25 protein-coding genes are annotated in these 26881 nt (G+C 57.0%); 13 read left to right on the top strand and 12 right to left on the bottom strand.

Annotated elements, in window-relative coordinates; translation table 11 throughout:
• Nucleotides 1-2 precede the first annotated feature (2 nt).
• Together AO068_RS24590 and queF are read left to right on the top strand one after the other, a co-directional pair.
• The gene (locus AO068_RS24590) at nt 3-1247 is read left to right on the top strand and encodes a lipoprotein-releasing ABC transporter permease subunit (RefSeq protein WP_058409713.1); all 1245 of its coding nucleotides are present in this window, start codon (nt 3-5) and stop codon (nt 1245-1247) included.
• Between the two features lie 130 nt (nt 1248-1377).
• The gene (queF, locus tag AO068_RS24585; RefSeq protein WP_058409712.1) at nt 1378-2208 is read left to right on the top strand and encodes an NADPH-dependent 7-cyano-7-deazaguanine reductase QueF; all 831 of its coding nucleotides are present in this window, start codon (nt 1378-1380) and stop codon (nt 2206-2208) included.
• Nucleotides 2209-2484: 276 nt separating this feature from the next.
• On the opposite strand, the gene AO068_RS24580 is transcribed toward queF, so the two are convergent.
• A complete protein-coding gene (locus tag AO068_RS24580; RefSeq protein WP_005744385.1) occupies nt 2485-2754 on the bottom strand; it encodes a DUF4404 family protein in 270 nt (89 codons plus the stop codon).
• A 103-nt stretch (nt 2755-2857) separates the two neighbouring features.
• Nucleotides 2858-3466, bottom strand: coding sequence for a hypothetical protein (locus tag AO068_RS24575; protein WP_058409711.1), 609 nt, complete (start codon nt 3464-3466; stop codon nt 2858-2860).
• 198 nt (nt 3467-3664) lie between these two features.
• On the opposite strand from AO068_RS24575, the gene AO068_RS24570 reads away from it, so the two are divergent.
• Nucleotides 3665-4366 (top strand): MlaA family lipoprotein, encoded by a 702-nt coding sequence (locus tag AO068_RS24570; RefSeq protein ID WP_004659844.1) that lies wholly within the window; start codon nt 3665-3667, stop codon nt 4364-4366.
• A gap of 88 nt (nt 4367-4454) precedes the next feature.
• On the opposite strand, the gene AO068_RS24565 is transcribed toward AO068_RS24570, so the two are convergent.
• Entirely contained in the window at nt 4455-4754 is a 300-nt protein-coding gene (locus AO068_RS24565; protein WP_002552896.1) for a PilZ domain-containing protein, read from the bottom strand.
• A gap of 267 nt (nt 4755-5021) precedes the next feature.
• Between AO068_RS24565 and rssB the strand changes: the two genes are divergently transcribed.
• Together rssB and rssC are read left to right on the top strand one after the other, a co-directional pair.
• On the top strand, nt 5022-6206 hold the full coding sequence (rssB, locus tag AO068_RS24560) for a two-component system response regulator RssB (protein ID WP_002552897.1): 1185 nt from the start codon (nt 5022-5024) through the stop codon (nt 6204-6206).
• Nucleotides 6203-6688: an anti-sigma factor antagonist RssC gene (gene rssC / locus AO068_RS24555; RefSeq protein WP_003315067.1), complete on the top strand. Its 486-nt coding sequence runs from the start codon at nt 6203-6205 to the stop codon at nt 6686-6688. The genes rssB and rssC overlap by 4 nt, the downstream gene beginning before the upstream one ends.
• An 86-nt stretch (nt 6689-6774) precedes the next feature.
• Here the strand turns inward: rssC and tal are convergent, their stop codons facing one another.
• Nucleotides 6775-7701: a transaldolase gene (gene tal / locus AO068_RS24550; RefSeq protein WP_004659848.1), complete on the bottom strand. Its 927-nt coding sequence runs from the start codon at nt 7699-7701 to the stop codon at nt 6775-6777.
• 208 nt (nt 7702-7909) lie between these two features.
• Nucleotides 7910-10279: a TonB-dependent siderophore receptor gene (locus AO068_RS24545; protein ID WP_058409710.1), complete on the bottom strand. Its 2370-nt coding sequence runs from the start codon at nt 10277-10279 to the stop codon at nt 7910-7912.
• A gap of 240 nt (nt 10280-10519) precedes the next feature.
• Here AO068_RS24545 and AO068_RS24540 point away from each other — a divergent pair, with 240 nt between their 5' ends.
• The 5 genes from AO068_RS24540 to AO068_RS24520 all read left to right on the top strand — a co-directional run bounded on the left by AO068_RS24540 (nt 10520) and on the right by AO068_RS24520 (nt 14508).
• Nucleotides 10520-11764, top strand: coding sequence for a M20/M25/M40 family metallo-hydrolase (locus AO068_RS24540; protein WP_058409709.1), 1245 nt, complete (start codon nt 10520-10522; stop codon nt 11762-11764).
• Between the two features lie 134 nt (nt 11765-11898).
• Nucleotides 11899-12342, top strand: coding sequence for a LexA family protein (locus AO068_RS24535; RefSeq protein WP_058409708.1), 444 nt, complete (start codon nt 11899-11901; stop codon nt 12340-12342).
• 78 nt (nt 12343-12420) lie between these two features.
• On the top strand, nt 12421-12660 hold the full coding sequence (locus AO068_RS24530; protein ID WP_002552903.1) for a hypothetical protein: 240 nt from the start codon (nt 12421-12423) through the stop codon (nt 12658-12660).
• Between the two features lie 134 nt (nt 12661-12794).
• Entirely contained in the window at nt 12795-13922 is a 1128-nt protein-coding gene (locus tag AO068_RS24525) for a sensor histidine kinase (RefSeq protein WP_058402039.1), read from the top strand.
• A 328-nt stretch (nt 13923-14250) separates the two neighbouring features.
• On the top strand, nt 14251-14508 hold the full coding sequence (locus AO068_RS24520) for a hypothetical protein (protein ID WP_147467853.1): 258 nt from the start codon (nt 14251-14253) through the stop codon (nt 14506-14508).
• A gap of 55 nt (nt 14509-14563) precedes the next feature.
• Here AO068_RS24520 and AO068_RS24515 read toward each other — a convergent pair whose 3' ends face one another.
• Nucleotides 14564-15103 carry a hypothetical protein gene (locus AO068_RS24515; protein WP_057401593.1) on the bottom strand — a complete coding sequence of 180 codons (540 nt, stop codon included), beginning with the start codon at nt 15101-15103 and terminating at the stop codon, nt 14564-14566.
• 688 nt (nt 15104-15791) lie between these two features.
• Here AO068_RS24515 and dusA point away from each other — a divergent pair.
• Entirely contained in the window at nt 15792-16811 is a 1020-nt protein-coding gene (gene dusA, locus AO068_RS24510; protein ID WP_058409706.1) for a tRNA dihydrouridine(20/20a) synthase DusA, read from the top strand.
• A 194-nt stretch (nt 16812-17005) separates the two neighbouring features.
• Nucleotides 17006-18493 carry a glucan biosynthesis protein gene (locus AO068_RS24505; RefSeq protein ID WP_058409705.1) on the top strand — a complete coding sequence of 496 codons (1488 nt, stop codon included), beginning with the start codon at nt 17006-17008 and terminating at the stop codon, nt 18491-18493.
• Nucleotides 18494-18512: 19 nt separating this feature from the next.
• Here the strand turns inward: AO068_RS24505 and AO068_RS24500 are convergent, their stop codons facing one another.
• Nucleotides 18513-19919: a glucosyltransferase domain-containing protein gene (locus AO068_RS24500; protein WP_058409704.1), complete on the bottom strand. Its 1407-nt coding sequence runs from the start codon at nt 19917-19919 to the stop codon at nt 18513-18515.
• A gap of 121 nt (nt 19920-20040) precedes the next feature.
• Nucleotides 20041-21519, bottom strand: a complete 1479-nt coding sequence (locus AO068_RS24495; RefSeq protein WP_058409703.1) for a hypothetical protein — start codon at nt 21517-21519, stop codon at nt 20041-20043.
• 239 nt (nt 21520-21758) lie between these two features.
• On the opposite strand from AO068_RS24495, the gene AO068_RS24490 reads away from it, so the two are divergent.
• A complete protein-coding gene (locus AO068_RS24490; protein ID WP_005782898.1) occupies nt 21759-22190 on the top strand; it encodes a universal stress protein in 432 nt (143 codons plus the stop codon).
• Between the two features lie 7 nt (nt 22191-22197).
• On the opposite strand, the gene AO068_RS24485 is transcribed toward AO068_RS24490, so the two are convergent.
• The 4 genes from AO068_RS24485 to AO068_RS24470 are packed head-to-tail and all read right to left on the bottom strand — an operon-like array spanning nt 22198 to nt 26841.
• Nucleotides 22198-22662 carry a response regulator gene (locus AO068_RS24485; protein WP_002552910.1) on the bottom strand — a complete coding sequence of 155 codons (465 nt, stop codon included), beginning with the start codon at nt 22660-22662 and terminating at the stop codon, nt 22198-22200.
• Complete coding sequence (locus AO068_RS24480; protein WP_058409702.1) at nt 22659-24995, bottom strand: ATP-binding protein; 2337 nt, start codon at nt 24993-24995, stop codon at nt 22659-22661. Before AO068_RS24480 ends, AO068_RS24485 begins: the two co-directional genes overlap by 4 nt.
• The gene (locus AO068_RS24475) at nt 24992-25660 is read right to left on the bottom strand and encodes a response regulator (protein ID WP_002552911.1); all 669 of its coding nucleotides are present in this window, start codon (nt 25658-25660) and stop codon (nt 24992-24994) included. Before AO068_RS24475 ends, AO068_RS24480 begins: the two co-directional genes overlap by 4 nt.
• Nucleotides 25657-26841 carry a sensor histidine kinase gene (locus tag AO068_RS24470; protein ID WP_058409701.1) on the bottom strand — a complete coding sequence of 395 codons (1185 nt, stop codon included), beginning with the start codon at nt 26839-26841 and terminating at the stop codon, nt 25657-25659. The genes AO068_RS24475 and AO068_RS24470 overlap by 4 nt, the downstream gene beginning before the upstream one ends.
• Nucleotides 26842-26881 lie beyond the last annotated feature (40 nt).

Below are 26881 nucleotides of genomic sequence, written 5' to 3'. Positions count from 1 at the left end.
GAATGTTCAGACCGTTACCCATCTTCATCGGCATGCGCTATACCCGCGCAAAACGCCGCAAAAGCTTCATCTCGTTCATTTCGATGACTTCGATGATCGGGCTGGCACTCGGTGTGCTGGCGATGATCGTGGTGCTGTCGGTCATGAACGGTTTCCAGCGGGAAATGAGTTCGCGAATCCTGGGCATGGTGCCGCATGCGGTTATCGCCGGTGCCACACCGGTGGATGACTGGAAACCGCTGGCCGACGCTGCGTTGAAAAATTCTGAAGTCACCGCTGCTGTACCGTTTACCGACATGGAAGGCATGCTGTCCTACAAGGGCTCGATGCAGCCGATCCAGATCAGCGGCGTTGACCCGGCGCTGGAGCATGAGGTGTCGATCGTCACTCAACACATTACGCGTGGAAGTCTTGAAGACCTGAAGCCGGGCGAATTTGGTGTGGTACTTGGCGATATAACCGCGCGCCGCTTTCGCCTGAGCATCGGCGACAAACTGACCCTGATCGTACCGGAAGTCAGCAGTGCGCCGGGCGGCATCACGCCGCGCCTGCAACGTCTGACCGTCGTGGGTATTTTCAAGGTCGGTGCCGAGCTGGACGGCTCGATGGGCTTGATCAACATTGCCGACGCCGCGCAGATGCAACGCTGGCAACCCAATCAGGTTCAAGGCGTGCGACTGGCGCTCAAGGACCTTTACAAGGCGCCTCAGGTGTCCACAGCCATTGCTGTCGGTCTGGGTGCCGGGTATCACGCCGATGACTGGACCCACACTCAGGGCAGCCTGTTCAGCGCCATGAAAATGGAAAAGACCATGATCGGCCTTTTGCTGTTGATGATCGTTGCGGTTGCGGCGTTCAACATCATTGCCACGCTGATCATGGTGGTCAATGACAAGGGCGCGGACATCGCCATTCTGCGTACCATCGGCGCCACGCCCCGGCAAATCATGGCGATCTTCATGGTCCAGGGCACGGTGATCGGTATTGTAGGCACCCTGATCGGCGGCGTGCTGGGCATTATTGCCGCGCTGAACGTCAGCAGTCTGGTCGGTTGGGTCGAGCGGGTCAGTGGTCAGCACATCTTCAGTTCCGACGTGTACTTCATCAGCAACCTGCCTTCCCAATTGCAGGGCGGCGATGTGCTGCTGATCTGCAGTGCCGGTTTTATCCTGAGCTTTCTGGCCACGATCTATCCAGCCTGGCGCGCCGCGCAGATCCAGCCTGCGCATGCATTGCGTTATGAGTGATCAGAACCGGGTCGCCCTCGTCGAGGCTGCATTGCGGCCCGCGACGGCTGCGGGCTGAAGCGGATTTTCGCTGAAAGCCCTGCGCAAACGCTATAAACTCGCCGCGTTAATTCATGATCCAGGTATCGCCATGCATCCCGCAGCCGAACACTCGCCGCTGGGCAAGTCCAGTGAGTACATCGCCACCTATACGCCATCTTTGCTGTTCCCGATCCCCCGTGCTGCAAAGTGGGCGGAGCTTGGGCTGACGGCTCAGACGCTGCCTTATCAGGGTGTCGATTTCTGGAATTGTTACGAGTTGTCCTGGCTGCTGCCGTCCGGCAAACCAGTGGTGGCCATTGCCGAGTTCAGCATTCCGGCCGATTCGCCGAACATCATCGAATCGAAGTCCTTCAAGCTGTACCTAAACTCGTTGAATCAGACCGCCTTCGCTACCGTTGAGCAGGTGCAGGCAACCCTTGAGCAGGATCTGTCAGCTGCGGCCGGCAAGCCGGTTGGCGTGCGCATTCGCAGCCTGAGCGACATTGAGGGGGAGGGTGTGGCGACTTTGCCGGGCGTCTGCATCGACGATCTGGATATCACGGTCAGTAGCTACGATCGCCCTCAGCCTGAGCTGCTGCGCTGCGATGAGTCGCGAATTTTCGAAGAGAGCGTGCACAGTCATTTGCTCAAATCCAACTGCCCGGTCACCAGTCAGCCCGACTGGGGCAGTGTAGTGGTCGAGTATCGCGGGGCGGCGCTGGATCACAGCAGCCTGTTGGCGTACATCGTCAGCTTCCGCCAGCATTCGGACTTTCACGAGCAGTGTGTGGAAAGAATCTTCCTCGACCTGCAGCGTTTGCTCAAACCGGAAAAACTGACGGTGTATGCACGCTACGTGCGCCGCGGGGGGCTGGATATCAACCCGTATCGCAGTACAGAAACGCTCAATGTGGACAATCGCAGGCTGGCGCGGCAGTAGCAGCGTCTGCCGCCAAGGGCATGGACGCAGAGCGTCCGGAACGGCATTCCCACGCGGAGCGTGAGGAACGATAGGTGTGTGGGCATCCGTGCGGGTGCAACTCGCAGGCACCCACTGATTGATGCTTCCGGATTTAGCGTGCGGACTGACAGGTTTTCAGGATTATCGTGCCGACGCTCCGCGTCGGCATGCGTTGGGTGACGCTCTGCGTCACAACTCTACGCCTCACCATGCAGCAGTGGCCGGACGCAGAGCCAGCAGAGCGGCATTCCCTAATCAGACTCCGATATTGCCCAGCGTCTGCACGATGTTGCGCAAGGTGCCAGCGATGGTCGGATGCTCCAGCTCGAAACGCTCGACGGCCAGGTTTACGCCGTCAGCCAGACTGCTGTCCTGTTCATGGGTGGCGTGTTCCAGCTGAATTTTAGTTTCGATTTGTTGCATGAGTTCGTGCAGGTTTTCCCGCTCAGACTCTGAAAGCGGCGGGTTATGCTCCAGTTGCTCGCGCAGGGTATTGAGTTGTTCTTGCAGTTCGCGGGCGGGCATGATGTGCTCCTTGATTGATAAGTCTGTCTCATGGACTTCGCCGAAGAGCTAAAGGTCCATGATCACTCAAGACTAATCCAGTCAGTGCCTGGCTGCATGTGTATCAGGGTTTTTCGCCTTTGCTGCGGCGCAGTGCGATATCGGCCAGGCAGGACTCCAGGTCACCAAGGTGATCAATAACCGAGTGCACCCCCAGCGAATAGAGTTTGAGCGTGGCCTGCGCGCGTCGCTGCTCGCGTTCGGCGTCACTCAGTGTTTGCCACTGCGAAGGCGAAAGTCCGCACAGTGGCCCGCAAGACGCCAGGCCAATGGTCCACAGCCCGGCATTGAGCCCGGACTGTAGCAAGCGCGGGTCGCCGCTGATCAGCACGCAGCCATCCAGCTGGCTGACCTTCAGGGCCATCAGCGCCATCCAGCAAGCATCCGGGGCGGGCCATTTGGCGGTCGGGCGAGGGGCGGGAATCATCCAGTCATTTACTGGCTCAGCCAGCGTAGCGCTAACGGTTTCAGGCAGCTCGTCAAGCCAGGCGCAAGGCATTCCCTGATCACGCAGAGTCCGCAGAATATCCTTTGCGCCAGGTGTGAGCTGCGTGTGCTCATGGCCGGGTGCAAGCGAGATCGCGGCCTGTGCACCGAAGTCCACCAGACAGCCGCTAAGGCCGAACAGCAGGGCGGGAAAGGTTGGCAGGGGCGTGAGGACCGGCGCGAGCATGAGGAACTCTCTGAAATATCCAGAAACGCTACCGGTATTTTGTGACACTTCAATGAATGTGCGATGACGGGGTTTATCCGGAACCCTTTGCTGACAGACCTGCCTTATTCATGACAGAAGGCTTTATACTCCCTGTCCTAGCGTGTGGGGCGTAGCACCCGCGTCATTATTTCGATATCTCGATCAGGAGTGTCAGCTATGCCCGTGACCGGTGCAGGCTTTATCAAGCGTTTGCTGCAATTGTCCCTCTGTGCCGGCATTGCGCTGGTTCCGGTAGCTGTTCAGGCCGCCGAAGATGACCCATGGGAAGGCATCAACCGCTCCATTTTCAGCTTCAACGATACCCTCGACGCTTACACGCTCAAGCCGCTGGCGAAGGGTTATCAGTACATCGCGCCGCAATTTGTCGAAGACGGTATCCATAACTTCTTCAACAACATCGGCGATGTCGGCAACCTGGCGAACAACGTGCTGCAAGCCAAGCCTGAAGCGGCCGGTGTCGACACTGCGCGTCTGATCGTGAACACCACGTTCGGTCTGCTGGGCTTCATCGACGTGGGTACCCGCATGGGCCTGCAACGCAACGATGAAGATTTTGGCCAGACACTGGGCTACTGGGGTGTGCCGAGCGGCCCGTTCGTGGTGATTCCGCTGCTGGGTCCAAGCACCGTGCGTGATGCCTTCGCCAAATACCCGGACACCTACACGTCTCCATACCGCTACATCGATCATGTGCCGACCCGTAACACGGCGCTGGGCGTGAATCTGATCGATACACGTGCCAGCCTGCTGTCTGCCGAGCGTATGGTCAGCGGTGATCGTTACACCTTCATCCGTAACGCATACCTGCAGAACCGCGAGTTCAAGGTCAAGGACGGAAAGGTCGAAGACGATTTTTAATCGACACTTTGCATCTGCATGAATCAATAAAGGCGACCCTGGGTCGCCTTTATTATTTTTTGAAAGTGTGAAGTAATTCCGCCTGCAGTCAGCGCATCGAGACGATGGAAAGCCCCAGTTTCTGTCCGCCGCCTTCTTCGTCATTCACCCACACCACCTCGGTTTCGGCCTCAAGTCCCTTGAGCGCAGGATGATCAGAGTCGATGCTCACGCTAAGCTTGTCCCCGACCTGGAATGAGCGTGGTGCCTGGACCTGCATGCCTGAGCTGGAAAGGTCAATGCATACGGCGGGAATCACCTGGCCCGCGTGGATCAGGTTGACGTCTGCTTCGACGCGCATGCGGATGTAATCCCGCTTTTCCTCGTAGTTGCGATCATTTCCACTCATGTACAGTCCTTCGTTTTAGTTGCTGATTTGTGAGTTCTTATAACTCCGGGTGATTTGCGATGTAAAGAGCGCAAAGTGAGGATAGGAGCATGCTTGAAACACCCGTCGGATGGGAGTACCGTCTGCGCCTTGAAGGGCACCTCTGAGACACGCCACGCACATCCAGTTGTCGCGTGTTATTACGGAGAGGCTAGAAGCGAATCCAGTAAGCTGGTTCCGGAAACACCGGGCCGCCTACGCCAACCTGATCTGGCGCCGTTTGCCCCCATGCCAAAAACCAGTGCCAAGCTGCTGATTATCGATGACGACGACGTAGTGCGCGCGAGCCTTGCCGCCTACCTTGAAGACAGTGGCTTCAGCGTTCTGCAAGCGAGTAATGGCTTGCAGGGAATTCAGATGTTCGAGCAAGAGAACCCCGATCTGGTGGTCTGCGATCTGCGCATGCCTCAGATGGGCGGGCTTGAGCTGATCCGTCAGGTCACCGCCATTGCTCCGCAGACGCCTGTCATCGTTGTATCCGGTGCGGGCGTGATGAGCGATGCGGTAGAGGCCTTGCGCCTCGGCGCTGCCGATTATCTGATCAAGCCCCTTGAAGATCTTGCCGTGCTGGAGCATTCAGTGCGTCGGGCGCTGGACAGGGCTCGCCTGCTCACTGAAAACCAGGTCTACCGCGAAAAGCTGGAAAAGGCCAATCGCGAACTCGAAGCCAGTCTTCACCTGTTGCAGGAAGACCAGGACGCAGGTCGGCAAGTGCAGATGAACATGTTGCCGATCACCCCGTGGTCGATTGACGAGTTCAAGTTTGCGCATCAGATCATTCCGTCGTTGTATCTGTCCGGCGATTTTGTCGATTACTTCAGGGTCGACGAACGGCGTGTTGCCTTCTACCTGGCAGATGTTTCAGGTCACGGTGCTTCATCGGCATTCATCACGGTGCTGCTGAAGTTCATGACCACGCGGCTGCTGTTTGAGTCCAGGCGCGGCGGAACGCTGCCGGAATTCAAACCGTCGGATGTGCTGGGGCATATCAACCGCGGGCTTATCAGTTGCAAACTGGGCAAGCACGTTACGATGGTCGGCGGTGTCATTGATGAAGAGTCAGGTAAACTGACATACGCCGTGGGTGGTCATCTGCCGCTGCCGGTGTTGTATTCCGAAGGGCAGGCGCGTTATCTGGAAGGCCGTGGGCTTCCGGTCGGTTTGTTCAACGAAGCGACCTATCAGGATCACGAAATCGACCTGCCAGCATCCTTCAGTCTGACCATGCTGTCTGATGGCATACTGGATCTGTTGCCCGGTGATACACTCAAAGAGAAAGAAGCCGTCCTTCCCGAGTTGGTCAAGACGGCGGGCGGCAGCCTGGATGGCTTGCAGCGGGTTTTTGAATTGGCAACGCTAGGGGAGATGCCGGATGATATCGCCTTGTTAGTGTTAAGCAGGAATCTTGAATGAGTACCGGTAGAATCCAGTTCGCCGAGCAGGAAGGCACCTTCGTTCTCAAGTTCGTGGGTGAAGTGCGGTTGACGCTGTGTTCGGCCCTGGATGCGACTATCGAGCGTATCTTCACTGCGTTGAATTTTTCGGCGGTGGTCATCGACCTTACCGAGACGCGCAGCATTGACAGCACCACGCTTGGCTTGCTGGCCAAACTTTCGATCCTGTCGCGTCAGAAGGTCGGGCTGTTGCCGACTCTCGTGACCACTCACGAGGACATCACGCGGCTGTTGCAGTCTATGGGCTTCGATCAGGTGTTCAACATCGTTGACCGGCCTCTGCCGCGGCCTGAGTGCCTGACTGACCTACCGTCGCAGGATCAGTGTGAGGAAGTGGTCAAGGCCAAGGTACTTGAGGCGCACAAGATCCTTATGGGCCTCAACGACTCAAATCGTGAAGCCTTCCACGATCTGGTCAATGCACTGGAAGGTCAGCGCTAGGCACCATTGGCGTCTGTCCTTCTGATCACCGAACGACAGGCAGCAAAAAGGGCGACACCCGTCAAGGTGTCGCCCTTTTTTTATTATCAGGCTTTTGCGGAGAGCAGCGCTTCCAGCTTTTCCTGATCGCGAGCGAACTGACGAATGCCTTCAGCCAGTTTTTCAGTGGCCATGGCATCTTCATTGGAGGCCCAGCGGAACTGGCTCTCGGTCAGGCTCTGGCGAGCCTCACCGGCATTGCCCGGTGCAAGCTTGCGTTCCAGCGTACCGGTATCTTCAGCCAGTTTCTTGAGCAGGTCGGTGCTGATGGTCAGGCGATCACAGCCCGCCAGCTGTTCGATCTGGTTCAGATTGCGGAAGCTTGCCCCCATGACCACGGTTTTGAAGTCGTTGGCCTTGTAGTAGTTGTAGATGCGCGTCACGGACTGCACACCCGGATCCTCTGCGCCTACATAGTCGGTGCCTGAAGATTTCTTGTACCAGTCGTAGATACGGCCCACGAACGGCGAAATCAGGAACACGCCTGCCTCGGCACAGGCGATTGCCTGGGCGAATGAGAACAGCAACGTCAGGTTGGTCTGAATACCGTCCTTCTCTAGCTTCTCAGCGGCACGGATACCTTCCCACGTGGCTGCCAGCTTGATCAGCACCCGATCACGTTTGATGCCGGCGGCATCGTAAAGGCCGATCAAGCGCTCGCTGCGCTCGATCAGGGCATTGGTGTCGAACGATAGGCGTGCGTCCACTTCAGTGGATACGCGGCCCGGAACCACCTTGAGAATTTCCTGACCGATGGCGACTGCAAAGCGGTCGCAGGCCAGGCCGATGTCACCCTTGGCACCGCTGAATGCGTCGGCGAGCATCTGAGCGTTGTTGACGTCGGATGCGGCCTTGAGCAACAGCGAAGGGTTGGTGGTGGCGTCCTCTGGTTCGAGGCTTTTGATTGCGCCGAAGTCGCCTGTGTCAGCAACAACGGTAGTGAATTTCTTGAGTTGATCCAGCTTGGAAGTCATGAGCGTGCTCTGTCCTGTGCGGTTGGATGACATTACCCGAGCGCTGCCGACCACTCAAGGCCGCAGCGTTTCCTGCTGCCGATGATAGGCCCTGAGGGACGGCATTGTCGTGAATACCTTTGTCGAGACTGTTTTTGAGCCTCGCACGCACTGCTTGTTCCCTTGATGTGAATTTAACGGCTATCAAGCAGCCAGCAGTCTGAGAGATTCAGAGTGACCATTTCAACGAGACCATCAGGTTGCGCGGGTCGCCGTAAACGCCGCTGCCGGTCGCCAGGGGAATGCCCTGCCAGTATTTTTCGTCGAATACGTTGTTGAGGTTGACCCGCGCGTCCCAATGCTCGTCGAAGCGGTAGCCTGCCATCAGTCCAACAATCGCATAGGCCTCCTGCTCGGAGTGACCGGTGCCGACCCGGTTGTACGTCTCGCTTTGCGCCAGAACGTCGGCACCCACGCGCCATTTGTTCAGGTTGCCGGGCAGGTGATAGGACGTTGCTGCCTTGAACAGGTGCTTCGGCTGATTGGGCGCAAACAGGTCGCCCTTGTCATTGGTGCGGTCCTTGACGTACTGGCTCAACACCAGTGTGTAGGACGCGGAGGCTTGCCAGTCAGGTGTCAGCTGGCCGCTGATTTCTGCGTCGATCCCTCGGCTGCGCACTTCACCGGCTGCTTCGTAGCAGACGCGATTCTGCTGCTGGCAAGTGACTGGCGGATTGACGATGGCGTACGCGCGGTTTTCCTGGGTCATGTCGAAGACTGCCAGCGATGCGTTCAGACCACCGTCGAAGTATTCGCCTTTCAGGCCGATTTCGTAACTTTCGCCCGTCATCGGGTCCAATACGCCGCCTCCCACATCCAGCTGGTTCTGCGGCTTGAAGATCTCGGTATAGCTTGCGTAGGCCGAGTAGGTATCGTTCAGGTCATAGACGATGCCGGCATAAGGCGTGACCTCTCGGATGACTTTGTAGTCACCATTGCTGGCCGACCGATTCTGATAGTCGTACCAGCTCACCCGGCTGCCGACGATAACGTGCAACGGATCAATCGGGTTGAAACGCGCGGCTGCGTAGACGCCTTCCTCGGTGGCGGTGTTCTGATTGACATAGGCGGTACGCGTGGCAGGGTCCGGTTTTGCAATGAGATTGGGGTTGAAGGTGTAGATATCGACCGGTGTGGAGCCGTAAAAGCCGCCTTTCTGATCAAACTTTTCTTCGCGCCGACTGACGCCGAGCATCAGCTCGTGCTGCCGGCCAAACAGCTGGAATGGACCGGACAGCGAACCATCCAGACTGGTCTGCACGTCTGTGGTGTCGTACTCGCCAGCCGCCTGGCCGTAACCGGTGCCACTGGCGGTCAGGTAGTTGGAGTACATGTCGGATTCAGCCCAGATTCTGGTCGCCGCCAGTTTGCTGCTCCAGCCGTTGTCGAAGCGATGAGTCAGGTCCGTGAAAACACTGACGTTTTCCCTGTCCCAATACGCCCAGTCGTTACTGAGGAAGGTGGAACGTGGCAGGTGAAGGTTTTCACCGTTAGGGCCGGATGGCAGGCTGCCCCAGTCCGACGTTGCGTCATCGCGCTGTTTCGAGGCTCCGATGGTCCAGGTGGTCGATTCGTTGAGGTCGGCTTCCAGAACGCCATAGAACGTCTGGCGCTCCTTATCGCGTTCATCGACAAAACTGTTGCCCGTTTCATAGGCTGCCACCACCCGGCCACGTAACGTACCGGAATCGTTGAGCCTGTTCGACGCGTCCACCTCGGTACGGTAGCGGTCCCAGCTCCCGGCGCTGGTGGTCACGCTGACTTGCGGGGTAGCAGTAGGGCGCTTGCGGATCAGATTCAGTGTCGCCGACGGACTGCCTGCACCGGTCATCAGCCCCGTAGCGCCGCGTACCACTTCAACGCGGTCGTACAAGGCCAGGTCAGCGCCGGAGATGGTGTCCAGTGTAAAGGTGCTGACGATGGTCGGCAGACCGTCATACATCAGGTTATCGATGGTAAAGCCGCGCGCCAGAAACTGCTGACGGTCCGAGCCGAATTTGCGCAGCGTCACGCCGGGTGCATATTTGACGACATCATTGAGATCGTTCATGCCCTGATCTTCAATTCGCTGGCGGGTGATCACGCTTACCGACTGCGGCGTCTCGCGAATCGAAAGGGGCAGCCCGGTCGCGCTGCTCATCGAGCCCGAGGTGTAAGAACCGCTGCCTTCTGTGGTGGCCATTCCTGCAATGCCCGCCTGAGCGCTGATGTCCACGTTGCCCAGCATCATCGAGCCACCGCTCGATGGCTGGAATACCCTCGCAGCATTGCCCTGCACCTGCGCATCAAGGCCGCTGCCCAGCAGTAGCTGATTCAATGCCTGAGCCGGTTCCAGGCTGCCTGTGATAGCTGGAGCCTGCTTGCTTGCAAGCAATTGGTCATCCACCGATATCTGCATACCGCTCGCCTGACTCAGTTGTGCGAGCGACCTGGAAAGCGCCTGTGCAGGCAGATCGAGTTGAACGGGGCTGGCCACAGCGGCGGCCGACAGACCTAGAGCCACAAGGCTGGCCAACGAAGGTAGAAACGGACGAAGCATTGGGGTAATTCCTGCAGGGACTGGGACGTGGCGGGAAACCTGGGTGATGGCGTGCTGGCTGGCAGGTCGTGACAGGCGGCAGCGGAGGGCGAGACTAACAAATTTTTCACATCTTATTAAATGCTAATCACTATCAGTTACATTCTCATACATATTTGTCTGATGAGACTCGCTTGTGGCGTCGAGCAGTGCATTGGGGTAAAGATGCTGTTCAACTCGCGATGATCTGAAGGAACCAGCATGCATTCACGACGTTTCCCCATCACGGCCGCAATCGGCTTTTCATTGTTTTCCATGGGCGTCATCGCCGCTGAGCTGCCATCTGATCTGTTACTGAAAAAAGCTCAGGCTGAACAACACTCCTACCTCGAAACCGTCCGGCAACTCGTGGATATCGATACGGGTACCGGCCAGGCACCCGGACTGAAAACCGTCAGCGCGATGCTGGTGGAGCGTCTCAAGGCATTGGGTGCCGAAGTTTCCACCACGCCGGCAGACCCTTCTGCGGGTGACAACATCGTTGGCAGGTTCAAAGGCAATGGCACTCGGTCCTTTCTGCTAATGGTTCATTACGACACGGTCTTCGGGCCGGGCACTGCCGCCAAACGCCCGTTCAGGCTCGACGGCGAACGCGCCTATGGCCCCGGTGTGGCAGATGCGAAGGGCGGCGTGGCGATGATTCTGCATTCGCTGCAACTGCTGCAGGACCAGAATTTCAAGGATTTCGGCACGCTCACCGTGCTCTTCAATCCGGACGAGGAAACCGGCTCCAGCGGGTCGAAGAAAGTCATAGCCGAACTCGCTCGCCAGCATGACTACGTGTTTTCGTATGAGCCGCCTGACAAAGACGCCGTGACTGTCGCCACCAATGGCATCAATGGCTTGCTCCTCGACGTCAAAGGCAAGTCGTCACACGCAGGTTCGGCCCCTGAAGCCGGGCGCAATGCGGCGATCGAGTTGGCGCACCAACTGCTGCAACTCAAGGACCTTGGCGATCCTGGCAAGGGTACGACCGTCAACTGGACGCTTGTCAAAGGCGGTGAGAAGCGCAACATCATCCCGTCCAGCGCTTCGGCCGAGGCGGACATGCGCTACTCCGATCCAAGCGAGAGCGACAGGGTGCTCGCTGACGGTCAGCGGATTGTGAAGAAAACCCTCGTTGATGGCACCGAAGTGACCTTGCGCATGGAAAAAGGCCGTCCGCCACTGGCCAGGAATCCGGGTTCCGAGCAACTGGCGAAAACCGCGCAGACGCTCTATGAAAAAATCGGTCGCAGTGTCGAGCCGATCGCCATGCGCTTCGGTACCGATGCGGGCTACGCCTACGTACCGGGTAGCGCAAAGCCTGCCGTGCTGGAAACCATGGGTGTTGTCGGGGCCGGCTTGCATGCGGACGATGAGTACATCGAACTGTCGAGCATCGCGCCCAGGCTTTACCTGACGGTGGCGCTGATTACCCGTTTGTCGCAAGGTGAGGCGCCCTGACAGTCCGTGAACGTTAACCTCGCGTCGGGTTGAGGCCACGCCATTTGTCGATGGGTCAGCTAGTGGAGATTGACCTGACGCCTGATAAACGATTAACTGTATATGTATACAGTTAATCATAAAAGGCTCGTCCCATGAGTGTCACATTCCTTGGCCCCCTGTCGGCAGGGGGCATCAAGCTACCTTTGCTATCCTTGTCATCCGTCGGCCCCAGGTCGCCAGTGGTCGAGAAGCATGTCTCTATCGCAGAGCTTTGTGAGGTCCGTGAGCCGCACGTTTATCTGGCCAGGGTCGAGGATGAAGGCATGCAGGGAGGCGGCATGCGCACCGGTGACATGCTGGTTGTCGACCGCAGTCAGTACGCCGAGCATGGTGACATCGTCGTCGCCTCACTCAACGCAAGGCAGATTTGTCGGCGTTTGCACATGCGTGGCGATGTCGTGATCCTCAAATCCGAACACCCGGATTATCCACCGCTGCACGTCACTGACCACGACGACCTGATCATTCTGGGGGTGGTGACCTACAGCCTGAAAAACCTTCTTGAAGGGCGCACCGCCTCTTCAGCTCATCGATGATCGGGTTCATGGCCTTGCATTGCACGCTTCACCGTGATCTGCTGCCGACCCTATGGTTTTAACCCGGAAATTGAGCGAATGCAGGAACAACTTGACCAGTTACGGCTCCCCAAGGCTGTCCAGGGGGCTATCAGTGATCTGGTGAGAGCGCTCGAGGCAACCAGCACCCGCGCTGACGTGGAGGCCGAAGGGGCGTTGCAGATCGAATACATTCACGGTCTTGAGACAAGCAGAAAGCTGCGTCCCGCCGATGCCGAGGCGCTTTACATCATTTTTGACGACGCTGTTCAGGCTCGTCTACAAGCGCTGTCCGATTAGATCCGGGCCTCGATATTTTCGCGGCCTGCGTGAAATTCATTTAACAAATGTATCCGTCTTTTTGATCGGGATTGGTGTTTAACTCGCCCCACGAATCTGCAATTCGCGGGGTTCACTTTCAGGTTTTTATTGCTATGCGGTTATCGGGCTTCATCCTTGAGAACATCGAGCCTATTGTGCGGGACTGGACCGACTTTGCGCGTACCATTTCCACGCTCGGTGAGCCTCTGGATACCAAGGAGCTCAGGGATCACGCCGAGCAGATGCTTCGAGCCATTGCCACTGATCTGAGGACGGATCAGTCGTCGCAGCAACAGGTCGAAAAATCTCAGGGTCAGGTCGTATCGCAAGAAGACACCGCTGCGAAAAGCCATGCGATCACTCGTTTGATGTCAGGCTTCACCATCGATCAGGTGGTCTCGGAGTTTCGAGCGTTACGCGCGAGCGTGATAAAACAGTGGATGATGCGCCCGACCTCGGACACCCAGCAGCAGATGGATGACATGATCCGCTTCAACGAAGCAATAGATCAGGCTCTCGCGGAATCCATCTCCAGCTATACCGGTGCGGTTCAAGCCTCGCGCAATATCTTTCTGGGCATCCTCGGGCACGACTTGCGCACACCGTTAAGTGCCATATTGCTGGGTGCAGACGTGCTGTTGCGTACCAATGACCTGGGCGCGCGGCCAACCAAGGTGGCATCAAGGATCTACTCAAGCGTGAAACGAGCCAATCAGATCGTTGGCGATCTGCTCGACTTCACACGGTCACAGATCGGTCCCGGCATTCCGTTGAAAAAGACCCATACAGACATTCAGCCCATCTGTGCTCGCATCGTTGACGAATCGCGTACGGTCAATCCAGAGGCGGATATTCACCTGACTTCCAACGATCCGGTCATTGGCAATTTTGATGGTGATCGCCTGGAACAGGTCTTCTCGAACCTCATTGGCAATGCGATACAGCACGGCAACAGCCGCGATCCTGTCGAGGTAACGCTGGCAGCTTCTGACGGCACGCTTCAGTTCACCGTGCATAACACAGGCAGTCCGATTCCCGAAGACGTGCTTCCTTTCATCTTCAACCCGATGGATCGCTACTCGCCCGAGAAAATGACTGACAACGGTCCCTACTCAAGCCTTGGTCTTGGCTTGTTCATCGTCGCCAAGATCGTCGATGCCCACGGCGGGCGTATTGAAGTGACGTCAAAAGCGGACCTTGGGACTACGTTTGCGGTGTTTATTCCGTTGCATGCGGAGTGAGCCCCCGACAGATGGAGTGCGTTTACCGTGTTAGTTACCAACTGTGCAGTTTTGCCAATCCAAGTGTTCTCCAAGCCAAATAAGTGTAACAACCTCACTCAACGAATACTCATGCGCTTCAAGCAGATAGTCTGTCCTGGCTGTGACGATAAAATAGGCATTAGGCGCATGGACTGCCTAACTGGCAGCACGCTTCCCTCACACCACGCATTGGGCATGACGAATAACTCATCGCGTTCATGTGGTTTTCTGAATGCTTGAGTAGTGTTCATGGCGACTCCCTGAGAGCGCAATGTGAGTACCTTTCACAATGAGCAGGATTAAAAAGTTGAAGGGAATTACAAAGGTTGAGCAGGCAAAAGGCAGCGCATATGAAATGCTTTTATTCACTTTGCCGTACGTGCGTCGGCTGATGAGAAGAATGGTTTCTGCCGACTTGTTTTTTGCTTCCTGTGCCACTGTCTTAATGGTAGCTGCCTTCCAAGTGCTTACTACTCCAGCGGCGCGTCTGTGCGTGAAGGCCATTGTATGGACCCACGCTACGGCGATGCAAATGCGCCATTTTTTATTCGTCGTCTTTCAATGAGCGTCTTTCAGATGCCTATTCGTCGCGCCACTGAAGCTTTCGTGGCAAGCATGACTCAGTATTTCAAACGACTGCCCAATGTGATCGGGTTTTTATTGTCGATATTTTTTCCCGCAGCTGCCAAAAAATCATGAACTATGGAAAGCGCACCGCTAAACATTAACGTCATGATGATATAACCAATAACCTCGACGTGCTGGTTAGGCAAAAGTTGAACGGTGTTTTTAAACAAAACGACTGCGTAAAAGCCCATGAGTGCGCCCAGTCCTGTCCTTAGCATTGTCAAAAAGCTTGCGCCAACCTCTGCAAAAACCTTGTAGATGAATCGGAATCTTTCCACCGCGGCGTCTGACCTAAAACGCAGCACGAATTTTAAAGCGCACACCAAAAAGTAGGGGATTAAAAGTATGAAATAATGCTTTATCAATACTTCGGGCGCCAAGAGCATAGAGAAGGCATCTTCAATTTCTTTTTCCGTGCTTGAATACTCCAGAAAGGGAATGGTTCCAAGCAGAAAACCCACGATGAGCTCTGTTGGGAGCTTTTTTGCGTAGGCAATACTTTCGGTTTTTAAATTGTTGGTTTTTTTTCTCATGACTCTCCTGAATGGGCTTGTCAGCCTCAAATGTTTGTACTGGCTGAAGAGGTGACTGAGACGATTGCCGCAGCGTTCGACCAATCCACTGTCCTCTCAGCTTACTCTTGCAAGTCCAACCATCGCCTCTGCTCTATGCTTTAAGTGGAGCTCAGCGCCTCGTTCGTACCCTGTGAGGGCTTGCTTTGGCCCTTTGGCTAAAAATACGTAACACCGCTCATACGCCTCCGGCGTCAGATCCAATCAGGTCAATACGTTGGTTTCGTGCATTTCCTGCCACTGCTCTGACGCGGCACCATTTGAACTACCGATAGGCTTACAGCTGTCATAGGCTACACCTGTAGCGCGTGTCGGCCTGTCAAAATGTAGCCCGCTCGCCGATCTGCATCAGCACGAAGGCCAGCGTTTACCATTTGAGATATCGAGCAGAATTTGACTTCTATCCCCACTGGCCCTTGACCTGAGCCACCTACTGCACTCCACAGCCTGCCTTCCTGTTAAACTGCCGCGCATTCCTGACAATCCGTATCTGCGCCGTGAGACCAGTGGTTTTACCTTCGCGTTTACGTGCTGTGATCGTACCCATCTCAAATTGCAACATTTCCAGCGTCGATTGCTACATTGTGACGACCGCTTGCTGAAAATGAATCAACCCGGGTAGAAGCGGCTGCATAAAAGATCAATTCACATGACAACTGAAAACCACGAAACCCCTACAACCATTAGCCAATCAGCCACCACACTGTCCCGCCGCTTCTCCGTTGCGCCGATGATGGATTGGACCGATCACCATTGCCGATACTTCATGCGCAAGCTCTCAAAGCATGCCTTGCTGTACACCGAAATGGTCACCACCGGTGCCTTGCTGCACGGCGACCGTGAGCGGTTCTTGCGTCATGACGAGACCGAGCACCCGTTGGCGTTGCAGCTGGGCGGCAGCACGGCGGCGGACTTGGCTGCCTGTTCCCGGTTGGCTGAGGAGGCGGGCTACGACGAGGTTAATCTGAACGTCGGTTGCCCGAGCGATCGGGTGCAGAACAACATGATCGGCGCGTGCCTGATGGCGCATCCTGAGTTGGTGGCGGATTGCGTGAAGGCGATGCGCGATGCGGTTGGTATTCCAGTTACGGTCAAGCACCGGATCGGTATCAATGGCCGCGACAGCTACGCCGAGCTGTGTGATTTCGTTGGCAAGGTTCAGGAGGCGGGTTGCGGGAGTTTTACGGTTCACGCGCGTATCGCGATTCTCGAAGGACTGTCTCCCAAGGAAAATCGCGATATTCCGCCGCTGCGTTATGACGTGGTCGCGCAGTTGAAGTCTGATTTCCCCGATCTGGAAATTGTACTCAACGGCGGCATCAAGACGCTGGAGCAGTGCAGCGAACATTTGCAGACCTTCGACGGCGTCATGCTGGGCCGTGAGGCTTATCACAACCCGTATCTGTTGGCGCATGTTGATCAGCAGTTGTTCGACAGCTCTGCGCCGGTTATCAGTCGTTACGATGCGTTGGAGTCGATGCGGCCGTACATTGCGGCGCATATTGCCAGCGGTGGCAACATGCACCATGTCACTCGGCACATGCTCGGGCTTGGTTTGGGTTTCCCCGGCGCACGGCGTTTCCGTCAGTTGCTGTCGGTTGATATACACAAGGCCGAAAATCCCATGCTGTTGCTGGATCAGGCAGCGGCGTTCCTTGAGGGGCATTGAGTTAATCGGACGAGCTGAACGGGTGGATTTGGCGGGCTGATCTATGCTCAGGTCTACCGCCCACCAGATCTACCCCCACCAGGTCACTTCCCACCATGTTGAATCGACGAAACTTTCTCGAGTTTTCTTCGATATCTGCTCTGTTGTTCGTATCAGGTATCCCTTCTTCCTCACAGGCTGACGAGCCGCTGAAAATGGGCGATAGCGAGCCCTTTTCGTTTGATCTTTTAGTGCAGCGCGCAAAAGAGGCCGCCTCACAGCCGTACATTGTGCCGTCAACTCTTTCGGCGGAGGTACTGGCGAAACTGGACTATGACGCTCACGGCAAGATTCGCTTCAAGCCGGAGTACGCATTGTTCGCGGAGGGACCGGGCCAGTTTCCGATCACTTTTTTCCACCCGGGGAAGTTTTTCCCCAAGCCGGTGCGGCTCTATGTCGTCGATAAGGGTGCTGCCAGGGAAATTCTCTACGATCAGGCGTATTTCGACATGCCCGAAGACAGCCCTGCGCGTCAGTTGACTCAGGGTGTTGGCTTTGCCGGGTTTCGCTTTCAGGAAAGTCGAACAGGCGATCAGAAAAAACTGGATTGGCGTAATAACGATTGGACGGCTTTTCTCGGCGCTGCCTACTTTCGTGCCATTGGCGAGCTGTATCAATATGGACTTTCCGCACGGGGTATTGCGCTGGATGTCGCCCAGCCCGAGCGTGCGGAAGAATTTCCCGACTTCACTCACTTCTGGTTTGAATCGCCGGACAGCAATACATCCGACTCGGTCGTTGTCTATGCACTGCTTTACGGGCCGAGTATCTGTGGGGCGTATCGCTTTGCCATACAGCGGGGCAAAGGGGTGGTGATGGAGGTCGAGGCCGCACTGTTCATGCGCGGCGAAGTGCAAAGGTTCGGCATCGCGCCGATCAGTTCGATGTACTGGTTCAGCGAACAGGCCAAGAAAACAGCTGCTGACTGGCGGCCCGAGGTGCATGACTCCGACGGACTGGCGATCTGGACCGGTGCAGGCGAGCGAATATGGCGACCGTTGAACAACCCGCCGAGAACCATGGCATCTGCGTTCAGTGACAATAACCCGCGAGGTTTCGGTCTGCTGCAGCGGGATCGCGAATTCAGCCATTACCTGGATGGCGTGCATTATGAACGGCGGCCGAGCCTGTGGGTCGAGCCCTTGGGCGATTGGGGGAAAGGCGCCGTACAGTTGGTTGAAATTCCCACTGACGATGAGATCCACGACAATATCGTCGCCATGTGGGTGCCTGAAAAACCGGCAGGCCCCGGAACAGATTACCGGCTGCGTTATCGTCTGCACTGGCTGGCGGATGAGCCGTACCCCGGTGAATTGGCACATTGCGTGGCGACGCGCTTCGGTAATGGTGGCCGGCCCGGACAGACGCGGCCGCAAGGCGTGCGAAAATTTGTCGTCGAATTTCAGGGCCGCACTCTGGAAAAAGTGCCGTTCAATACGTTTCCGGAAGCGGTATTGTCCAGCTCAAGAGGGACTTTCTCCAATATTTTCACTGAGGCGGTGCCTGACGGTATGGCGGGGCATTGGCGGGCGCAATTCGACCTGACGGTAGAAGGTGCAGAACCGGTAGACATGCGTCTGTATCTGCGGCTGGGTGAGCAGACGTTAACCGAGAGCTGGCTGTACCAATACCATCCATTCTGACGGATGAGGCCCGATGCGGTCAGTGCTCTGGATGATAGTCCTGCGGCTCGGTGATTTTTTTGAGTACCAGATAACCCGTATTTTCAGACAGGTGAACGCGATAAAGCGGCCTGATCAGCACCGGGGGCTGAAGATGTTCACCGACTGGCGGCTCGGTATATTTATGGACATTGATGATGCCGGTTCTCGGCAGTGCTTCCGGCAGCGTCAGGTAATGAGTATTCAGTAGGTAACCCAGTACCGGTAAGACGTTTGAGGCCGACTGCGCCGCGGGCAACCAGTTTTGCAAATAGAACCCTCGCAAATGTATACGCTCCAGCGTTCTCGACTGTGATAGCGCGTCGATGTCGTAGGCAATGCTTCGTGCAACATGCTGGCCCAGCTCTTTTTGCGCGCTCAGAACATTCCCGTAGACAAACGAAAGCGAGAGCATGCCCGCCAGTGGCAGGACGATAAACAGTCTGGGTAACAGCGTTTCCGGCGGGCAGGAACGTTCGTAAAGATAGAGCGCTGCGACAATCAGTATCGAAAAACCGGTCAGGGTTCGGGCCTCCGGGATGAAGTCTTTGAGCATCAGGGTTGTACCCGATACAAGAAATATCAGCAGTGGGGCGGTGACCAGAAATATGAAAAACACGCCCACTCTGCGCCAGAGGGGCTCGGCATATTGCAGCAGGGCTGTCGCGATGGAAATGAGTTTCACAGTGGCAACAAGGGTGATAATCGTGGCGGTCATTTCAAGTAACTCACCGTGCACGAGCAGTGCTATTTGCTGAGCCAGAAACTGTATACGGTCATCTAGCTCCTGTAACGCGCCCTGATTTATATTCAGCAGATGCGTGCGGCTGCCTTTGATGAACGGTATCGCCAGGCACGCATAAATCAGAAGCCCCATTGCCAGGATGATCAGTTGGCTCAGTAGTGAAGAGAACAAGGCGTTGAACGTCTTTCTCGCCTCGACGCTGCGAATAAACTCAATACAGTACAGGCCCACTAAAATATTGAGTGCCGGCTGATAGAGTGCAAGCGCTGCAGCCATCCATAAGGCCGCTTTCCAGCTGCTTTTCAACGGCTTGTAGGTCGAATGCAGCAGTGCCTCCACCGCCAGGCACAGGCTCAGTACCATCCCTGGACCGTCGTATTGGTAAGACAGGTTCTGCAGGAAGAAGGGGTTGTACAGAACAGGCAACACAATCAGGCAGTTCAGCGCGGTAGGGCGGCTAAAGTAATGATGCGCCAAGCGGGTCAGGGATACCGCCAGCAGGCCAGTGGTCAGCAATAACGGCAGCGGGAACAGATTGATCGCGCCTGACGAAAAACCGAGCACCATATAAAGCAGGTCTACGCCGGGGCGGCCTTGTTCTGTCCAGCGACCCTGTGCAAGTTGCGACCTCCAGTAGTCATCGGCGTAAGTCTGGTCGGCCATGAGAAACGGAACTATGTACAGCAGGCTTGCCCCGAGCAGTAGCCAATATGAGTGTTGCCAGGAAAGTGCTTGACTCAGCCATCTGATAGGGGGCATGGGAAGTGTCGCTGCGGAAAGTGGGTTACGGTTCCCAGATATAAGTATCGGGGGTTGTAATTTTTTTCATGACGATGCAGCCGGTCTGCTGATGAACCTTAATGCTGTAGAACGTGCGATCAACTATCGGTGCACTGGACGTCAGGTCCTGCGCGGTGCATGGCGATGTCAGCCATTCACCGCGAGTGATACCAACGCGTTGCAGTCTTGCAGGTGTCGCGCGCTCGTCGACATTCATGATGTACTTGATCGCAGGAAGTTTTTCGAAGGTTCCGCTGGCCGCTGGCAGCCAGTTTTGAAGTGGCTGACTGTCGAAGTGAAAAGTGTCTATATTTTGCAGATCAGGCAGGGTGTCGATGTCGTAGGCAAGGCTGAAAAGTACATAAGTGCCGAGCTCTTTCTGCAGGATCAGCACTCTGGCGTAGGCATAGGAAAAGGACAGCATGCAAACGACCGGCAGGATCAGCACCAGACGCACTGCATCATGCTGTTTCCAGGCATGCGTGTTGATCAGGAAAAAAAGCGCGATCAGCAGTGTAGAGAATCCCGTCAATGTTCCGGCCCGGCCGGCGAAATCATTCGCTAACAAGGCTGTTCCGGGAATCAGCAGCAAGAGTGCAACAGGCAGGCTCAGGTAAAAGAGGACAGCGACTGCCTTGCGGGCAACGCCGTTCGGTCGCCTGAATGCGCTGAGTACTTGGCTGACGTAACCAGGTAGCGCAACCAGTAAAAGCGCGATAGCCAGCCAGGTGGTGCCTGTGTTGAACAAAAATCCCACGTTCTGGTGGAGCAGGGCCAGCCGCCTGATTATTTCCGCAAGCCAGTGACTGTCCATTGTCAGCAAGTCGTATGCGCCGACCGTCACGTAAAGGCACAATCCGCACAACAACTGCGTCAGCCTGATCATCAGCAGCCTGCCAATGAAACCCGGAATGCGCTGCTGTATCAGCGCTCTCATGCATTCAACGCAACAGAGGCCGAGGAAAACATTGAGGCTTGTTGTACTGGACGCCAGTGCGCAGGCGATCATCAGGCCTGGAATGGCCAGTTTTCTGATCATTGCGGGGGAGTCATAAACAATTGCGAAAACGATCAAAGCGATGCCCAGCGCAATGATCGGGCCATCGTAGTGGCTAGAAAGGCTCTGCAGGAGGAACGGGTTGTACCAAAGCGGCAGTACCACCAGACAGTCAATCACTGTGGGCGTCGCAAAGCAGTCACGCACCCACTTGAACATGGCCCACGAAATCAGCGCTGTAGCGATTAACAGTGGCAGTGGGAAGAGTTCGGGTGCGCCGGTTGTAAAGGTCAGCGCGCGATAGGCGAGGGTGGCAAGTGGATATCCTTGCTCTGCCCATTGCCCCTGAGCATTGCTTGAGATCCGGTCATCTTCGGCAGAGGGCGCATTGGCGAGCAGTAACGGCAGAATATAGAAAACGTTGGCAGCCAGGATGAATAGCAGCGTGGCCTGTTTCGAGAGGCGTTTGTTCCAATGGGCAGTCATTGACTGATCGTTCCATGAGACCGATACCGCCACTGCCGGTCGTTGCTGGCACTACTGCACTCACTCTAGAAGAATAAATGCCTTCGTCAAATCAAATCATCTTCCAGCCCATCGTGTGTTGCGGTCGCAGAGGTGTAGGCCAGCACACATTGCCCTGAATCAACAAGCTGCCGTTCAGCAGTGGTTGCCCACCAGCCAACGGATTATATTGATCGCATACCCCCTCAAGGAAAGCGCACATGCACAAAGTTTTGGTTCCCTTCGACGGCTCCGAGCACGCCATGCGTGCCTTGGGCTATGTCATCGAATTGTCTGGCGACCTCACCAAATCGCTTGAGGTGCATATCCTCAATGTGCAGGCCAGCCCCATTGATTACAGCCTTTATCTGGCCCCCGACATGATTGAGGGCGTAAAGGCCGGGCTGACCAATGAAGGCAAGCGCGTGCTTGATGACGCGATTGCACTGCTGACCGCCGCGGGCGTGCCGTTCCAGGCCCATGTCGAGCTGGGCAACGTCGCCGAACAGGTAGAAGCCGAGGTTCAGCGATTGGGTTGTGATGCTGTGGTCATGGGCACCCGCGGGCTTGGCAACTTTGGCGGCCTGCTGCTGGGCTCGGTAGCCACGCGGGTGATCCATGAAGTGTCGGTGCCGGTGACGCTCATCAAATAAAGACGCCTCACTGCTGCGCCAGTGTCCGTGGCTGGCGCAACAGCTCGATGTTTTCCGGCGGCACCAGCTTGCGCAGCGATTTATACAGGGCGCGAGTTTCCAGCAGGTTCCAGATACGCAGCATGGTCTCCAGCGCATCCAGCGGTTTGCTGATGAAATCCCGTGCGCCCAGCGCCAGGGCGCGTAGGCGGGTATCGCGTGTCGCGTCGGCGGTCAGGACCATGATTGGTAGATAGTCATTGGCCGGGATGCGCCGGTTGAGCTGTTCCAGAACCGCAAAACCATCGAATTCGGGCATGTGCAGATCAAGCACCACCAGGTCCGGCTCAAAGCTGTTGAACAGGTCCAGCGTGCGCAGCGGCTCAGTGCTGCTCAGCACATTGGTCAGGCCCTCGCGGGCAAGCAGTTGCTCCATCAGATCAAGGTTGGGCCGCTGGTCGTCAATGATCAGAATGCGGAAATCTCCGGTCATGTTGGCTCCGGTAAATACTGGTCCAGGAGGGCGAGAAACACCGGCACCTGAATAGGTTTGGTCAGAATGGCCGTTGCACCGGCCTGTTTCAGTTCGCAACTGGCTTTATCACTGGTGTCGGCTGTAATCATCAGGACGGGGGTATTGGCCGTAGCCGGCATGCGCCGCAGGCGTTGCAGCACCTCAAGGCCTTTGATGTCCGGCAGGTTCAGGTCCAGCAGAATCAGTTGCGGCGCATGCTGGCGGGCCAGATCCAGCCCCAGCTGACCCTGCATGCTCGACAGCAACTGGATACCGGGCCTGCGCTGCATCAGTGTCTCGATCAAGGCCATGCTCGACAGGTTGTCTTCGATGCACAGCAGCTTGCCATGATAAGCCGGGCGAGCAGGCAGGCGGGCAGCAAGGGCGGCGTCAGCGGGCATGCCAGTCTGTGGCTGCGGAGCCGTGGGGGCGTGCACCAGAACAAGCGGCAGCTCCAGTATGAAGCGGCAGCCTTCAGCCGGTGTGTTCTGCACTGACAGGGTGCCGTGCATCATTTCCAGCATGCTTTTGCTCAGCGCCAGCCCCAGCCCGGTGCCCTCGACGCTCGGGTTGGCATCCAGTCGTTCGAACGGTTTGAACAACTGCCCGATACGCTCTGGCGCAATTCCGTAGCCGGTATCGATTACGCTCACGGTAACTCGCTCGTCTGACTGCTCGACTTCAATCCGCACCTGACCCTCGGGACGGTTGTATTTGATGGCGTTGGACAGCAGGTTGAGCAACACCTGAATCAAGCGCTGGCGATCCGCGACCACGCCAAGCTTGTCAGACAATTGCGGCAACGCCTTCAATTCGATGTTGGCGTCAGCCGCCATCGGCGAGACCAGCACCAGCGCTTCTTCAAGCACGCTCGACAGTGATACCGGTTCCAGGCTCAGGGACACATGCCCGGCTTCGATTCTGGCGATGTCGAGCACTTCATTGATCAGTTTCAGCAGGTGCTGACCGGCTCGCAGAATATGGCCGATTTGCGGTCGCTGGCTTGCAGGCGAGTCCATGTCCAGCAACTGGGCAAAGCCCAGAATCGAGTTCAGGGGCGTGCGCAACTCGTGGCTCATGCGTGAGAGAAACTCACTTTTCGCCCGGCTGGCCCGCTCGGCTTCCTCGCGGGCAGTGCCCAAGGCAATTTCGGCGACACGACGATCACTGATGTCACGGGTGATCTTGGAAAAGCCACGCAGTTCGTCATTGCCATCGTATTGGGCGGTAATCACCACGCTGGCCCAGAAACGGCTGCCGTCCTTGCGTCTGCGCCAGCTTTCTTCGGTATAGCGGCCGTTGACCGTGGCTTCACGCAGGGCCATATCAGGGTGTTGCGGACACTCCTCCGGCAGGTAAAAAACAGAGAAGTGCTTACCGATGATCTCTTGTTCTGTGTAGCCCTTGATGCGCTCGGCACCTGCGTTCCAGGTGGTGACATAGCCGTTGCGGTCCAGCGCAAAGATGCCGTAGTCCTTCACGCCTTCGATGATCAGCCGCAAACGTTCTTCATTGTCGCGCAGCGCGCGTTCGCGTTCAGCCAGCAATTGACCGGCTTCGACCAGTCGGGTGCCGAGCTGGCCGATTTCGTCCTTTTCCGGGGGTTGGGGCAGCAACGGGTGCCCGAGCGCCAGCCGCTGAGCATTGCGTTGCACCTGATGCACCCTGGCCACGATGCCTTTGGACAGCATCAGCACGGCAAGAATGGCTCCGAATATTCCGCAGGCGGCTGCCAGCAGGGTCGAGAGCAGCAGGCGTTCGCGGGTAGCGGCCGCCGCTTCGGTCCGTTCGGCGAGCAAGGCGTCTTCGCGCTCGCGCATGATGCCGATCCGTTCGCGCAACTGGTCGAGCACGTATTTGTTTTCGACCAGAATGCGGGCAACGGTTTGTTGATCTTCCATGCTCATCGAGCGCAGCTTTTCCAGGCCGTCGACCTTGGTGTTGATCAGCGGCTCAATGGCTTTGAGGTGTTCGCGCATCTGCCCATCGCGCACATTGTCGTTGAGTCGCGCCAATGCCGCCCCGATCAGCGGCTGTGCACTGATGTAGCCGGGCAGGAAGTCTTCCTGATGAGTCAGCAGGTAGCCACGCACACTGGCCGCACCTTCTGCGATCTGGGTATGCAGTGTCTGGATGTCGCCTTGCACCAGCAGCACCCGACGTACATCTTCCTCTGCCTGTGCGGTCTGGCGTTCAGCGATATAGATGAGCACCAGCGAGAACATGAGAATCGCCAGCGGCAAAGAAATGGCCACCAGCGCCTTGCCGCGTAACGGAAGGTCTTCCCAGCGACTGCTTCCGGGTGTCGTCATCGCCACTCGCTCGTCGACTGGCTCACCAGGCCCAGCGCCACGCCACGCACGGCGGCCTGAGTACGGTCCGAGGCACCCAGTTTGCCGATGACCTTTTCCACGTGTGCCTTGGCGGTGCCGGTAGTAATGCCGAGTTTTTCGCCGATTTCACGATTGCTGAAGCCGCCCGCCACCAGTCCCAGTACCTGACGTTCGCGAGGTGTGAGGGATTCCGGCAGGGCTGCGCCACTGGTGTTGCGCTCGGTCATGCGCCGTAGCAGGCGCGCACTGACGGTGCTGTTCAAGGCTTCTTCGCCACGCGCCACACGTTGCAAGCCGGCTATTACTTCGTCGCGGCTGGCGTCCTTGAGCAGATAGCCCACCGCCCCCGCGCTGATCGCGGCTTCCAGATGATCAGTGCTGTCGTCCATGGTGAAAATCACCACTTTAAGGTCCGGCATGCGCTGCTGGAGAATTCGCGCAGCGCCCAGCCCATTGAGCACTGGCATGCGAATGTCGAGAATCGCGATGTCTGGCTGCAGTTCCTGGCACAGGTCGATGGCTTGCTGGCCGTCTGCGGCCTGGCCTACCACTTCGAATTCCGGATGTCCCGCCAGCAGCGAGACGAACCCGGTGCGGGTCACTTCATGATCGTCCGCCAAAACCAGTCGCACAGTGTCAGTCATGTTATTGCCTTGTCTGCGGTAAAAGGGACGATGGCGCGCAGCCGGGTGCCGCGCTCAAGGCGGCTGACGCAGGTCAGGCGGCCGCCCAGAAGGCTGGCGCGTTCCTGCATGGCCACCAGGCCCAGCTTCTGAACGCTACTGCCGTTACGCGGCCTTTCGGTGATGAAACCGCGGCCGTTGTCTTCCAGGCTTAGTGAAACATTGTCGTTACTCAGTTCCAGCGCCAATTCTACGCGGCTGGCACCGGCGTGTTTGAAGACATTGTTGATGCCTTCCTGAGCGATGCGGAATAACGCAATTTCCAGGTGGCTGGGCAAGCGTGCCTGGGAACGCGACGTCCACTGCACGGCGATGCCCGCTTCACGCAGGCGGTCGGCTTCCTTGTCGACTGCCTGCAACAGCCCGAAATCATCCAGCACGCTGGGTCGCAGACCGCTGATCAACTGTCGTCCTTCACCGACGCAGTGCTGCGCCAGCTTGAGAATGGCTTGCAGGTCGGCGTCCAGCGGTTCAGGCAGTTGCGGACAGCGACCGGCAAAACCCTGCAGCCGCTGGTGCAGACCGGCGAGTGTCTGGGCCAGCCCGTCGTGCAGGTCGTAGGCCATGCGTTTGCGTTCGTCTTCCTGAGCGGTGAACAGCTGGCGGACCAGTTCGGACATGGTGCGTTCTCTGACGACCAGTGCTTCAAGCAGCCGATTGTTTTCCAGATGTGCGGCCAGCAACGTTGCCAGCAGTTGCAGGGACTCGATGTCCTCATTGTCCGGTGCATTGATGCCCACGCTGTTGGCCAGCAGCAAGGTACCGAAACAGCCTTCGTCGGCACCACGCAACGGCAATAACAGCACACAAGGCAAGTCGGGACCGCTGCGCTCCAGCCATTGCGGGCCGATGGCCAGCGGGTCGGCGACTGTTTCAAGGGTACTCAGGCGGTCCGCATTGCCATGACTGGCGGTGGTGTGCACGTTGTTGTCGGTGCCCCATTCCAGCAGCAGGCCATGGTCCATGGCGACGAATGCGCAGGCGCGCTGCAGCACTCGCTGGCGCATGGCCTCGGGAGGTAATTGGGTCAGCTCCTGACCGGTATCCACTAACAGGCGCAGGCGAGCTGCGCGGCTTTGCGACTGGCGATACTGGTTGCGGATGGCCAGCGCGCTTGCCGGGTCATGGGGGGGGCTTTGCATGGGGAGCTCCAGCGAGGGTGGATGCCCGCGCGGGCATAAC

This window comes from Pseudomonas sp. ICMP 3272 (assembly GCF_001466905.1).
Lineage (GTDB): Bacteria > Pseudomonadota > Gammaproteobacteria > Pseudomonadales > Pseudomonadaceae > Aquipseudomonas > Aquipseudomonas amygdali.
The sequence above is the reverse complement of the archived record's forward strand: the minus strand, read 5'-3'. Positions and strand labels throughout refer to the sequence as shown.